The following is a 13310-nucleotide window of genomic DNA, read 5'->3' as shown; positions in this document are numbered from 1 at the left end:
CGAGGCATCTGTATGCAAGACCTTAACGATCTTTATTACTTCGCAAAAGTCGTTGAGGCTGGAGGTTTCGCGGCTGCGGGGCGTTTGCTTGGCATTCCCAAGTCCCGCCTGTCTCGACGTATCGCCGAGCTGGAAACCCGCCTCAACGCGAGCCTGCTGCAACGCACAACACGCAAGCTGTCGCTGACGGCGGTTGGCGAGCGTTATCTGCAGCATTGCCAAGCTATGTTGCTGGAAGCGGAAATGGCCGATGAAGCGGTCGCATCACTGTCGGCCGAACCTCGCGGGCGGCTGCGGGTGTCCTGCCCGGTCGGTTTGACCCATTGGAATCTCGCCAACGTGATCAGCTCGTTTCTGGCAAGTCACCCACAGGTCCAGCTGGAAATGTTGCTGGTCAATCGACGTGTCGATCTGGTGAATGAGGGCATTGATGTCGCGCTACGGGTGCGCGACATCGGCGATGAAGACCCCAGCCTGATCGTACGCCAGCTGGCACCGGCTCTCGCCGCTCTGGTAGCGTCACCCACGTTGCTGGCCGGCCGTGTCATCAGTACACCTCGGGACCTGGCAAGCCTGCCGGTACTGGGCGCTATCGAGGCTGATCGGATGGTTCACTACGATCTGGTCCACAGCAGCGGCGAGCGATGTGAAGTCGCGATTGAGGCGCGCCTGGCCATCGATGATTTCCCTATCCGCAAAAGCGCCGCCTTGAGTGGCCTGGGTCTAACCATGTTGCCGATGATGAACTGCCGTGAAGAATTGGCTGACGGTCGTCTGATTCAGTTGCTGCCCGATTGGTCACTGCCGGGAGGACACCTGCAAGCGGCTTATACTCAGCGGCGCGGCATGCTTCCGGCGGTGAGGGCGTGGATTGATCACATCAGCAGCGCGTTCACTGATGACTTGCACGGTCATGATTGACTGCCACCGATAGAGAGGAAGGCGAGGATGAATCCTGAACAAGTTGCACAGTTTTGCCTGCAACTGCCCGGTGCTCGCGAGGATTACAAATGGGGGGGCACCCGAGTGTTTTCAGTGGCCACAAACAAGATGTTCGCCGTGCTTGATCTGGCAGGCGCCGGGCTGTCGTTCAAGATAGGTGCCGAGCTCTTTCTAGGTTATGTCGATCGGCCGGGTATCCGCCCCGCGCCCTATCTGGCGCGTGCATACTGGATCAGCGTGGCACCACCCTACCCCCTGAGCGACAACGAGTTGCGCGATCTGCTGACACGCTCGCATCAGTCAGTGGTGAGCAAATTGGCCAAAATCCGACAGGTTGGTTTGAAGGTGTCATGAGAAATGGCGGGCCAGGAAGTTGCCTTGCAGAAACAAGAGGTCGATCCAGAATACCTGATGCAGCATGACGATCAGCCAGAACACGGCTTGATAAGAGAGTTTGCGGGTTTTGTGCCGAAAGCGTTGCTGTGCCAGCAGGGCTCCCGGCCAGCCGCCCAGCAACTCGACGCCATGCAGGACTTTCTCCGGCGTGCGCCAGCCGTCATTGCGGGCCCTGTTTTTATCGTGCCAATAGAGAAAGAACGCCAGCAAGCTCATCACTGCGTAACCGCTGGCCGGGATCGCCGAAACGCCCCTGATTGCCATCGACAGTGCGCCGAAGCCTGGCAACGCGCACAATCCCAAGAGGATGAAGAGCTTGAGCCGAACATGCTGTACCGACTGTTTAGGCCGGCGTGCATCGGCGCCCGGCTTGCCCTGTCCAGACGTTCCTTGAGACTGCGTGCGTTGCTCCATAGGTCTGATCCTTAAGCGGCCGCGGAGGACCAGTCGATCCAGCCAAACTGCCAGGTCGCCAGAATCACCAGACCGAAAGCGATCCGATACCAGGCAAATACCGCATAGGTATGGGTGGAGATGAACTTGAGCAGCGCGCGAACCGCGATCATGGCGAAAATAAACGAGGTCACAAAACCAATGGCAATCACCGGCAAATCATCGTGCTGAAACAACGTGCGATATTTATAGGCCGAATAGACCGCCGCACCGACCATGGTTGGCATGGCGAGGAAGAACGAGAACTCGGTAGCCGCCTTGCGTGACAGGCCGAACAGCAGCCCACCGATGATGGTTGCGCCAGAACGCGAGGTGCCGGGAATCATCGCCAGACACTGAGCACAACCCACTTTCAGGGCATCGACCCTGGTCATTTCATCGACGGTTTCAGCGCGCACGACATGTTGGCGGCGCTCGGCCCACAACATAATCACCCCGCCCACCACCAAAGCTGTCGCGACGGTGATCGGATTGAACAGGTATTTGTGAATCAAATCGGCAAACAACACCCCAAGTACAATGGCCGGGAGGACACCAATAATCAGGTTGACCGTGAAACGTTGCGCTTCCGACTGTTTAGGCAGCCCGATAACCACATCGATAATCTTGCGTCGGAACTCCCAGACCACCGCCAGAATCGCCCCCAACTGGATAATGATGTTGAAGGCCATCGCCCTCTCACCACCAAAATTGATCAAGTCCGCAACAATAATCTGGTGGCCAGTGCTGGAGACCGGCAAAAACTCGGTCAACCCTTCTACAACCCCAAGAATTAACGCCTGTGCGGCAGTCCAAATATCCATCATTCCCCCATGAAGCAATGCTCTGGGCATGCCCCTTTAGTATTTTCAATACGATTGCAGACAAGACATGCTATGTGCGCAGGACCAACATGATGATTGCCATAACGTGAAAAACACGTGAGCCACTCATGTTTAGTCGAACAATGCCGAAAGCCTATCAGACATGATGAATTAACGCTCTAGCGTGACCCGTGTGGTGCATACTTTGATCCGGCTGCACGGCAAAAAAAGAACAATATTTGAAGGAGTGGAGTTTCATGAATAGCTTGCGCAGTTTGTCGATCAGCCGTCGGTTGTGGCTGATCCTAGTGGTCTCTGTGCTGATGCTGTTGACGCTTGGGGCTTTGATGCTCAAGCAGATCCACACTGACCTGTATGCCGCCAAAGCGGAAAAAACCCAGCAGATTGTAGAGGCCGCCGGTGGCATCCTCTCGTACTTCCACGACCAGGAAACCTCCGGCAAGCTCACTCGTGAACAAGCTCAGCAACAAGCCCAGGCTGCGGTACGCGGGTTGCGTTACAACCAGAACGAATATTTTTGGATCAACGATCTGCGACCGGTGATGATCATGCACCCGGTCAATCAGAAGCTTGAGGGCCAGGACCTGTCTGGCATCAAAGATCCGGATGGCATTGCTCTATTTAACGAGATGGTGACTGTCGCCAAAACCAAAGGTGCAGGTCACATCGGCTATCGCTGGCCGAAACCTGGCTCCAGCGAACCCGTGGAGAAAACCTCTTACGTGAAATTGTTCGAGCCTTGGGGCTGGATACTCGGTTCCGGCGTATACATCGACGATATGCAGGCCGAGTTCTACGGCCAAGTATGGAAAGCATCCATAGCTGGCCTGAGCATTGCACTGGTCATGGCGCTGCTGGTGGTCATGATTTCCCGAAGCATTGTCCGGCCATTACAGGATGCCGTCGACGCCATGGCCAACATCGCCAGTGGTGAAAGTGATCTGACGCGGAGTCTGGATACTCACGGTCATGACGAAGTCACGCAGCTCGCGACCCACTTCAACGCCTTCACCACAAAAATGCATACGGTCGTTCGCCAATTGCTGGAAGCTGCTGCGGCATTGGGCCAGGCAGCTACTGAACTGGGCAGCAATGCAAGCCAGGCTCAATCTCACAGTCAGCAACAGTCGCAACAAATGGAATTGGTGGCCACGGCCATCAATGAAGTGACCTATGGCGTACAGGATGTCGCGAAAAACGCCGAACAGGCCGCCAGCGAAATGCGCGACGCCGAAGCCCAGGCCAAACAAGGGCAGATCAATATCGACAGCAGCCTGCGCCAGATCGATCAATTGTCTAGCACCATCACCCAGGCGGTGACCGTTATTCAAACCCTCGCGGCAGAAAGCACACAGATCGGCAGTGTCCTGGAGGTGATTCGTTCTATCGCCGACCAGACCAACCTGCTGGCGTTGAATGCTGCCATTGAAGCCGCCCGCGCCGGCGAACAAGGGCGCGGCTTTGCTGTGGTAGCCGATGAGGTGCGCCTGTTGGCACAACGCACGCAAAAATCGACGGCTGAAATTCAGTCGATGATTGAGCGCCTCCAACACCATTCCGATGCGGCAGTCAAAGTCATCGGCGACAGCAGTCACGCTTCGCAGTTAACCATCGAGCAAGCCAGCCAGGCTGGTGAAAGCCTGAACTCGATCGCTCAGGCATTGCGCAACCTCAATGGCCTGAACGCCTCGATCGCCAGCGCGACCCTACAACAGGCGCACGTGGTCGAGGACATCAATCAAAACGTCACTCAGGCGGCTGGTCTGTCACAGAACACCACCTACGCTGCGGAACGTTCCAGCGAAGCCAGTGTGCACCTGCGGGACCTGAGCAATCAGTTGAATCGATTGCTGGGGCAGTTCCGGGTATAGACCTTATCTCACAGGATGTATGAGGGCACTTGTTATAAGTGCCCTGCCTCACACCCCCTCACACCCGTTGTTGTACAACCATCCCCCTTGCCTTGCGCTTATCCGCTTACAATCGCCCTCCGATTCCCACTCGTTGCCCCCTAAGGAGTAGTCATGTCCGGGCTTGAACTGTTCGCGGCTGCACTAGGCGTGATCGCCGTCTGGCTGACAGTGAAACAGAATGCCTGGGGCTGGCCCATCGGCCTGGTCATGGTGCTGCTTTATTCTTGGGTTTTCTTCGAGGTGAAGCTGTACTCGGACATGCTTTTGCAAATGATCTATGCCGTGTTGCAGCTTTACGGTTGGTGGCAATGGACCCGGCGAAGCGAAGTGCAACAGGGTCGCGTCATCACGTATCTGGGAACCGGTCCGCTGTTGTTCAGTCTGGCACTGGGCGCGTTGCTCAGCCTGGCGTTAGGCGCTGCAATGGCCCACTTTACCGACGCAGCACAACCCTGGCTGGACGCCGCGCTGACCGGTTTCAGTTTGGTGGCCCAGGTATGGATGGCGCAAAAACGCATCCAGTGCTGGCCTCTGTGGATGGTGCTGGATGTGATTTTCGTTGGCCTGTTCCTTTATAAGAGCCTGTACCTCACTGCGGCACTGTATGCGCTATTTATGCTGATCGCCTTACTGGGCTGGCGCGAATGGCGCAATCATCAGGCTGTGGCAGCCCGATGAAAGTGCTGGTGCTGACGGGACCTGAGTCCAGTGGCAAAAGCTGGTTCGCGGCCCAGATACAAGCCAGCTTCGGCGGTGAATGGGTGGGTGAATATGTTCGCTACTTCATCGAGCAACAGGCCCGGGATACTTGCTACGCCGATATCCAGCGCATTGCAGAAGGTCAGTTGGCTTGGGAAGACGCTGCTCGAGCGAGGCAGCCTGAGTTGCTTATTCTCGACACCCATCTGCTGAGCAATATGCTCTGGAGCAAAACTTTATTCGGCGATTGCCCTGGCTGGGTCGAACAACAGCTATTAGCCCGCCATTACGATTTACACGTGCTATTGGCGCCAGAAGGAGTCGACTGGATCAGCGACGGTCAGCGCTGCCAGCCGACCTTGAGTGAACGCCAGGCGTTTTTTGCAGCCAGCCAGCATTGGCTGAATCTCAATCAACAACCGTACTGCGTAATCAATGGCGAGCAGAACAGTCGGCGCGAACAGGTATTTGCCGCCGTTAGTGCCTTATTGAGGGTGCAATAAGCTACGCCAGGATCAATACGCCGTATTGATTGTCCATTTATGAAACACCCCGCTCACGTTAAAAGCCCGAGCCAGAGCGGTTCAGCGATTTAACGATAAATCTGTTAAGCCGCTGATACAACAGGCAACGAGAGTAATCGCCTTCAAGCCCTCATGCACAGCTTCTTCTATCCAATTGAATCTGTTTCACAATCATTACACTGACATTGAAAGTCTTTGAGCTATCACGCTCAACCCTTTGATTTATCTAACACTATTAAAAGCGGCACAGCTCCTGCTCTCTTTCTTGCATCGCTGATTAGGGCCAGCGCATCAACTAAGGAAGAACAGTCATGGGGCGTTTAGAAAAGGGCATGTTTGGCCTCGTATTCATCGGGTGCGTCAGCGGCGCGTCCCTTATTCCTTCAGCACATGCAGGCGATGGCGTTATTGTTCTGGAGCGCACAGTTCAGCCCCACGTCGCCACCCGCTCACTGATGCGTCCAGACCCGAATCCCACCACGGTTAACACTAACGTTTCCAGCCGGGTCACGGGGGCACTGAACAATGGTGAGTTGTCAGACGGTGACTTCGCCACTGTCACCAGCGGCGCAACTATCAATCACATGCTTATGCCCAACGGCACCCTCCGCGGCTTGAATACTGTCGATCGAGGGGTAACCGCAGGCTTGGGTGCCGGTCATTCAGGCGGTGCCACCAGCGGTATAGGCGGTCAGGTCACCGGTGCCGTCCAGCAAGGTCTTGCTCCATTGCGCATGATGACGGGAGACCACTGAGATGACCCGCTCATTCCTCATAGTAGCCATGTTCTGCTCTTGTGCGGTTTTGGCCGACTCGAACGCCCCGGTGGTTGATCAGGCGGTCATCGGCAGTGTTGGGCAGAATTATCAAGGCAACTTTTCCGTAAACCAGGCCGCTGGCGATCAACAGCAACAAATCAACGGTCGGGCCATCGCCATTGGCACTGAAGCACAGGCCACTGGCCAATATCATCAACAACTCAATACCCGGATCGATCCGCTACGAAACCCGCGATCAGCCATCGAAGGCAACGCCTTCAGCAATGGCAGCGGGATCCTGGGGGTCAACCAGTCTTCCGGCGCCAATAACCAACAAATTAACGCAGTGCGCCTGAGCATCAGTGCCCAGGCGCAAAGCATCGACGACAGCGTCCTGTCACAGCAAAACGTGGCGCTGTTGCAAGGCTCCGGCACAACCGAGCACTCCCCTGGCAACCGCCAGGTCGCTACCAGCGATCAGGCCTTCACCGGTAGTCGAGGGGTTGTTCAGTTGAACCAGAGCGCTGGGGTGGGGAACCAATCGGTCAACACCCTGAGCGTAAGGGTCTCCAACTGACCCAAAGCAATACAGCAATACAGCAATACAACGTTCCAACACTTAGCAATCCCATAAGAATGGAGAAACACCATGAAACCTACAATGGCAATCAAGCCTCTGGTCTTCGCACTGGCAGCAATCATGGCTGTAGCAGCACAAGCCGACGGGCGCGGTGGCAACAACAACGGCCATGACAACAATGATCCTAGCCCCCTGCTCGGGCTTCTGATCAATGCAGGCTCTGCCGCAACGGTGATGGATTCACAAAGCAGCCATGACAACACGACCCTCAACCAAGGCACTCGTAACAGTGCCACGGTCGATAGCTCGGGTTCCAACGCCAATGGCAATTTGGGGATTAACGTTGCGGGCGGCGACGCTAACCAACAGGATAACGCTGCCGCCATCGCCACGGCCGATCAAACTTTCATTTTCGGTAGCGCGATCTCTGCATCCAGTGCCACCCAGACCAACAGTGGTAACACTGCTGCCAACTACTCCACCCAGACCACCACCACCCTCTCGAACTCGGCCAATGGCAGCTCCGGCAACATTGGTATCAACGTGACGTCTGGCGACTACAACCAACAGAAAAACAATCTGGCGATTGCAGTGTCCGGTGGTCGGGTGGCAACAGCTTCGGCGTCGGCCAACCAAACTTCTAGCGGCACCTCGGTTAATAACTATGCTGATCGTAGTTATGAAAAAACCACCCTCAAATCCACTGTCGATGTGAAAGGCAGCTATAAAGGTACAGGGGAAGGCTACGTGTACGACAACGACAGCCATGGTGGTGGTTGGGGCCACAATGACAGCCGCAGTAACAATGACAAAAACAAATTGGCCTTCACTGAAAGTGGCACTGTGGAGTTGAGCGGCGTAGCGACTTATCAGGTGTTGACCCCTACCGGTTGGGCAAACCCTGTGACCAACAGCGCGACCCTGAGCAACTCGCTGAACAATGTGTCGGGTAACGTCGGCGCCAACGTTTCCTCGGGCATCGGCAACCAACAAAGCAACTCGCTGTCCATCGCCGCAGGCTGCAAAGCCTGCATGTAAGCGCGACGGTAATCAGGGGTTCTCGCAAGAGAACCCCTTTTCCCAAGCGTTGTTGGAAGTCTTACTTTGCTAAAGAGACTCAAACGTCCAAGGCGTAATGATCATGCGCAGTATCGCCCTCTTCTGCCTGTTATTGATTGCCGGCCTGTCACAAGCAGGTCAAATGGCGGTTCCCGGTTTGCCGGGTGCCAATCTAGTCTACAAGCACGTTCAGAGCATGCGCGAACGGCGTTTTAGCGATCTGGTGGAACAAAAAACTGACTTCAGCTGTGGCGCTGCCGCGCTGGCGACAGTGTTGCGTCAGGCCTACTGGCTGGACGTGACCGAGAACCAGCTTATCGAAGGCATGCTGCTCACTGCGGACCAGGACCTTGTGCGTACACAGGGTTTCTCCATGCTCGATATGAAACGCTACGTCGAAAGCATCGGCATGCGTGCCCGTGGCTACCGAATTCCTTCGGAAAGCCTGGACCGCCTGACCATTCCGGTCGTGGTGCTGATGGACATTCGCGGCTATAAGCATTTCGTCGTGCTGCAAAAGACTGAGAAGAATTGGGTGTACATCGGTGATCCCGTGCTCGGCCACAAACGCTATTCCCGTGAAGACTTCACCAAAGGCTGGAACGGCATCATTTTCGCGATCATCGGGCCTGGGTATGACAAACATAATGCCCTGCTGGATCCGCCGTTGCCATTAACTGCCAGAGGTCGCGTGGATACCTTTAACCCGGTCAAGGATGCGGAGTTAATGGAGTTTGGCTTTTTGCAAAGTGATTTCTTCTAATAATAAAAGGGCAAAAGGGAGCCGCACATGAAAATCCACCACTGGCTGGCTGCTGCCTGCATGGTTGCTAGCCTGCCGACGTATGCCACGTCGGTCTTAAAGCCCATAGAACTCAAGGATCAAGAATTGGCCCAGTTACGCGGTCGTTATGTGATGCCGGACCGCATTGTTTATTTCGGCATGACCATGACCAGTACTTGGCAAAATGCCGCGGGCGATGTACTCGGCGCACAAACCACACTGCACATGCAACAAAACACGATAAAGCCGCAATTTTATGTGTCACTCATCAACCAAAAGGGGAATGGGTCAACGTCTACTGACGGTACCGGCTCAATCACTGGGGGTGGAGGACTCACCGCTAATCAGGGCGTGACGCAAAGTACACGCACTGCTGGCGACGGTAACAGTGCCAGTAACAACGTTGCTATCAACGTCCAGCAGAACGGCCTGGCGCCAGCTCTAACCGCAAACCAGGGTCAGGTATTGACCAGCGGCGCAACGATCACGGAGGCCAACCGCGCTGGCAACCTGACGATTTCGTCCAGCAATGGTGGCGTGCAATTGGCCATTCAGGCCGGCAATAACCAGGGCGACTCGATGCAACGTATTGCCGCAGGCGGTGTTCTGCAGGCGACCAATCTAATAGGGACGAGTAATCAAGTTCAAAACTTGACGCAATTGAATATTGTGCTACGCAACGACTTACCCTCCACTGGTACGCTGAATTGTAATCTGGATCAATTAAAGAACCTCCGGTCTGCGGGTTATTGATCTACGCTCTGATTCATAAAACAGCTCACAGGGATGGCTACTCTTATGTATCGTTCGTTCTCGTTTCGCGCGGTTGTTTGTTTGAGTGCGCTGTTGCCCGCGACATTTACCCAGGCAGCAGACACTGATGTCGAGACATTGAAGCAAGAACTTCTTGAGTTGAAACAACGCTACGATGTGCAACAAAAGGCACTGATGGTGCTTGAACAGCGGGTCCGCCAAGTTGAAGATCAGCCAGCGACGCCTCAGCCCAAACGACTGGTGCGCTCGCCGGCGACCCCTGCAAATCCTGCAAATAAGGGCAGCGGTGTTGCCGTTGCCAGCAGCGATGGCCGTGCGACGGGGACAGGCAGCTCTTACGGTCAGGCACTTAAAGATGACTCGCAACCGGCACAAAGCGTGAGCAACCTGTACGACGAAGCCAGCGGTTTTTTTGGTGGGGGTAAGTTCAGCCTGGAAACCGGCATAACCTATGCCCACTACGACACTAATCAACTGATCCTTAATGGTTTTCTGGCACTGGATTCGATTTTTCTGGGCAATATCGGTATCGACAAGATCAAGGCCGACAACTGGACCCTGGACTTGACCGGACGCTACAACTTCGACCAGCGTTGGCAAGTCGATCTCAACGTACCCGTTATTTACCGGGATACCACCTACTCTTCATCCGGTGCTGGCAACTCGACAAGTCAGATATCCGAAGTCAGCGAAAAACGTGATCCGACCTTGGGTGATATCAACGCCGGGATCGCCTATAAGTTTCTTGATGAAACCGCCGACACGCCGGATGCGATCTTTACCCTGCGTCTAAAGGCGCCTACCGGCAAAGAGCCCTATGGCATCAAGTTGCATACGTCCAGTCAGAACGACAACCTCTCGACACCTGAAAGTCTACCAACCGGCAATGGCGTATGGTCATTGACACCGGGCCTCTCTCTGATCAAAACCATCGACCCTGCGGTCCTGTTCGGCAGCATCGCTTATACCTACAACATGGAAGAGTCATTCGGCGATATCAGCCCCACTCAAGGCACTAAGGTCCCAGGCAACGTCAAACTGGGCGATACGTTCCAAGTGGGGGCCGGTATTGCCTTCGCCCTGAACGAGAAAATGAGCATGTCGTTTTCGGTGTCTGATCTCATCGCGATGAAAAGCAAGATCCAGCAGCAAGGCCAGGGATGGCAAACAGTCAGCAACAGTGATGCCAATGCGGGGTACTTCAACATTGGCATGACCATGGCTGTATCAGACAAACTGACCATCGTGCCCAATCTTTCCATTGGCCTGACCAACGATGCGCCGAACTTTACCTTCAGCCTGAAATTCCCGTACTACTTCTGATCCCTTTGTCCGCCGCCTCAACTAAAAAACCCGCGATGATCGCGGGTTTTTTAGGAGGGAGTTGAACACATCAGCGAATCTGATGTTTGTGCAGCAATCTGTAAAAAGTCGGCCGCGACACACCCAATACTTTGGCGGCAACACTCAGGTTATCGCTGTGACGAGTCAACACATCACACAATGCCTGACGCTCCGCACGGGACTTATAATCATCAAGGGTGCCCATGGCGGCAGTGACCTCCTGGTTGCCGACCAGCCCCAGGTCGGCGGCCTCGATTTGTCGCCCCTCGGCCAATACCAAGCCACGCCGTACCCGATTAGCCAACTCGCGAACGTTACCGGGCCAGTCATGCTTGCCCATCGCGACCAGCGCATCCTGACTGAAACTACGTGGGCGACGGCCGGTTTCCTGACTGTAGACGTGGGCGAAATGATTGGCCAACATCGCCAGATCTCCGTACCGCTCACGCAAAGGTGCGGTGACCACTTGCAAGACATTCAGGCGGTAATACAGATCTTCACGAAACCGCCCTTGGCGAATAGCCGCTTCAAGGTCGACGTGGGTGGCGGCCAACACACGAACGTCAACGGCGATCGGATCACGCCCGCCGACTCTCTCGATATGTTTTTCCTGGAGAAACCGCAGCAGATTGGCCTGTAATTCCAGTGGCAGGTCGCCGATCTCATCAAGGAACAGAGTCCCGCCATTGGCGGCTTCGATTCGTCCGATCTTGCGCTGATGGGCGCCCGTAAAAGCGCCTTTCTCATGACCGAACAGCTCGGACTGAATCAAATGTTCAGGAATGGCGCCGCAGTTGATCGCAACGAACGGCTTGCCTTTGCGTTGGGACTGCTGGTGCAAGGTCCGGGCTACCAGTTCTTTGCCGGTGCCACTCTCCCCCCGAATCAGAACTGGAGACTCGGTCGGCGCCAGCTTGCTCAATAACTTGCGTAATTCACGAATCGGGCGGCTTTCGCCCAACAGCTCATGTTCAGGCTCATGGACATGGGCCGCTCCCTGCCCGCGAAGTCTCGCCATGCCATACGCGCGGCCGAGGGTTACTTGCACCCTTGAAACATCGAACGGCAGGGTATGGAAGTCGAAAAACCACTCACAAACAAAATCACCCACCTTTTGCAGACGTAACTCATCGGGACTGAGCACCGCAATCCATTCAGTATTACTGCGGCTGATCAACTCCTTGACTGCTTCAGGGTGTTCAACGTGGTAAGGCATCAGACGGATCAAACCAACGTCGCAGGTTTGCTCTGCGGCTAACTCAAGGGTACTGCTGTGCACGTCCCAGCCAGCCTCACGGAGTGCGGGAATCAAACGATGGCAATCATCGCAAGGGTCGACGACCAATAGGCGACGTAGTGGAGCCGATTCATGCATAGAGGTTCCTTGGCGCCAATATTTAGAAATCGTTTTATAAACAGTAAGTTGGCAAAGCTGGCTGTTACATTAGCAAAAATTTGACACACGCTTGTACCGTTTAACTATAAGCGTCATTCCAAAAAGAACTAAAAAAATCAGGTGGTTCATTCAATTATTCAGTCTACTAATTATGCGCACTGACTTTGCTCCACACAGTCGTCGGCGATGCGCGGCAGGCCGCAAGCGGCAAGGGGTACCGTTGGTAGGGAATTATTAAATTATCGACAGACTATTGTGACTTATCTGACCTCTTGCATCATCAGTACAAGTAACCAGCCGAACGGTAAGCCCACCCCTCGGCGGCGATTGAATTTATTTGGGCACGGAGAGAAACGCTCATGAACACCCCACTGCGCTTTAACGAAGCTCTTTTGATCGCGGGTCATGCCTTCGAACCCTTTCAATGCGTCGCTTGGGCACCGCAAGACGGTAACGGCGAGCTGAGCCTGACCGTCATCGACCGCACCAATACCCGAATCGGGCGCAAACAGATCCCAAGCAGCACCTATAGTGACCCTGTTCAACTGGAAAGTCTGCTGGAGCAAGCCCGGGCAGAAATCAGTCAGGAAGGCTACCGCCTGATGCCTTGGACCATGCCTGAGTAACATGAAATAACGTGTCTCCGAAAACACTGCAGAACCCTGTAGGAGGTTCTGCAATGTCTTCGATCCCGGCTTATGTGAGGTTGCGTGTGAACATTGTCGAATCAATGGCTGCAAGGTGCAGTCGTTCCCACGGTCCACCCGCAGTGCAAACATGAGACAAGCAAGACATTGCCGTCATTCGCGACGGTACGGCCAACTTGCAAACGAGAACTCGATTCGCTAAGCCGGAAATCTCCAT

General features: G+C 54.8%; 15 protein-coding genes and 1 pseudogene. 13 read left to right on the top strand and 3 right to left on the bottom strand.

Going from position 1 to position 13310, the window contains the following annotated elements:
• Positions 1–12: 12 nt before the first annotated feature.
• Both RHM55_RS01525 and RHM55_RS01520 read left to right on the top strand, forming a co-directional pair.
• Positions 13–921, top strand: a complete 909-nt coding sequence (locus RHM55_RS01525; protein WP_322179191.1) for a LysR substrate-binding domain-containing protein — start codon at positions 13–15, stop codon at positions 919–921.
• 27 nt (positions 922–948) lie between these two features.
• Positions 949–1296 (top strand): MmcQ/YjbR family DNA-binding protein, encoded by a 348-nt coding sequence (locus RHM55_RS01520; protein WP_322179190.1) that lies wholly within the window; start codon positions 949–951, stop codon positions 1294–1296.
• Here the strand turns inward: RHM55_RS01520 and RHM55_RS01515 are convergent.
• Complete coding sequence (locus tag RHM55_RS01515) at positions 1291–1752, bottom strand: DUF1294 domain-containing protein (RefSeq protein WP_322179189.1); 462 nt, start codon at positions 1750–1752, stop codon at positions 1291–1293. The two genes, RHM55_RS01520 and RHM55_RS01515, sit on opposite strands and share 6 nt — an antisense overlap.
• An 11-nt stretch (positions 1753–1763) precedes the next feature.
• Complete coding sequence (locus RHM55_RS01510) at positions 1764–2594, bottom strand: undecaprenyl-diphosphate phosphatase (protein WP_322179188.1); 831 nt, start codon at positions 2592–2594, stop codon at positions 1764–1766.
• 257 nt (positions 2595–2851) lie between these two features.
• Between RHM55_RS01510 and RHM55_RS25775 the strand changes: the two are divergent.
• The 10 genes and pseudogenes from RHM55_RS25775 to RHM55_RS01465 form a co-directional block, all read left to right on the top strand.
• Positions 2852–3577: pseudogene (locus RHM55_RS25775) on the top strand (cache domain-containing protein); the annotation flags it as partial.
• A 57-nt stretch (positions 3578–3634) separates the two neighbouring features.
• Positions 3635–4486: a methyl-accepting chemotaxis protein gene (locus RHM55_RS25770; RefSeq protein ID WP_407074640.1), complete on the top strand. Its 852-nt coding sequence runs from the start codon at positions 3635–3637 to the stop codon at positions 4484–4486.
• A 153-nt stretch (positions 4487–4639) separates the two neighbouring features.
• Positions 4640–5206 carry a nicotinamide riboside transporter PnuC gene (pnuC, locus tag RHM55_RS01500; RefSeq protein ID WP_322179186.1) on the top strand — a complete coding sequence of 189 codons (567 nt, stop codon included), beginning with the start codon at positions 4640–4642 and terminating at the stop codon, positions 5204–5206.
• Positions 5203–5730, top strand: coding sequence for an AAA family ATPase (locus RHM55_RS01495; protein ID WP_322179185.1), 528 nt, complete (start codon positions 5203–5205; stop codon positions 5728–5730). Before pnuC ends, RHM55_RS01495 begins: the two co-directional genes overlap by 4 nt.
• A gap of 332 nt (positions 5731–6062) precedes the next feature.
• Complete coding sequence (locus RHM55_RS01490; RefSeq protein ID WP_322179184.1) at positions 6063–6506, top strand: hypothetical protein; 444 nt, start codon at positions 6063–6065, stop codon at positions 6504–6506.
• Between the two features lies 1 nt (position 6507).
• The gene (locus RHM55_RS01485; protein WP_322179183.1) at positions 6508–7086 is read left to right on the top strand and encodes an adhesin; all 579 of its coding nucleotides are present in this window, start codon (positions 6508–6510) and stop codon (positions 7084–7086) included.
• A gap of 72 nt (positions 7087–7158) precedes the next feature.
• Positions 7159–8127, top strand: coding sequence for a heme utilization protein (locus RHM55_RS01480; RefSeq protein ID WP_322179182.1), 969 nt, complete (start codon positions 7159–7161; stop codon positions 8125–8127).
• A gap of 103 nt (positions 8128–8230) precedes the next feature.
• Positions 8231–8911, top strand: coding sequence for a C39 family peptidase (locus RHM55_RS01475; RefSeq protein ID WP_322179181.1), 681 nt, complete (start codon positions 8231–8233; stop codon positions 8909–8911).
• Positions 8912–8938: 27 nt separating this feature from the next.
• Positions 8939–9685, top strand: a complete 747-nt coding sequence (locus RHM55_RS01470; protein WP_322179180.1) for a hypothetical protein — start codon at positions 8939–8941, stop codon at positions 9683–9685.
• Positions 9686–9730: 45 nt separating this feature from the next.
• A complete protein-coding gene (locus tag RHM55_RS01465) occupies positions 9731–11029 on the top strand; it encodes a hypothetical protein (protein ID WP_322179179.1) in 1299 nt (432 codons plus the stop codon).
• 70 nt (positions 11030–11099) lie between these two features.
• On the opposite strand, the gene RHM55_RS01460 is transcribed toward RHM55_RS01465, so the two are convergent.
• Positions 11100–12425, bottom strand: coding sequence for a sigma-54 dependent transcriptional regulator (locus RHM55_RS01460; RefSeq protein ID WP_322179178.1), 1326 nt, complete (start codon positions 12423–12425; stop codon positions 11100–11102).
• Between the two features lie 380 nt (positions 12426–12805).
• Between RHM55_RS01460 and RHM55_RS01455 the strand changes: the two genes are divergently transcribed.
• A complete protein-coding gene (locus RHM55_RS01455; RefSeq protein ID WP_322179177.1) occupies positions 12806–13072 on the top strand; it encodes a hypothetical protein in 267 nt (88 codons plus the stop codon).
• Positions 13073–13310: the final 238 nt, after the last annotated feature.

Source organism: Pseudomonas sp. MH9.2, assembly GCF_034353875.1.
In the GTDB taxonomy this organism is placed as follows: Bacteria; Pseudomonadota; Gammaproteobacteria; order Pseudomonadales; family Pseudomonadaceae; genus Aquipseudomonas.
Note: the sequence above shows the minus strand (reverse complement) of the source record. Positions and strands in the feature narration are given on the sequence as shown.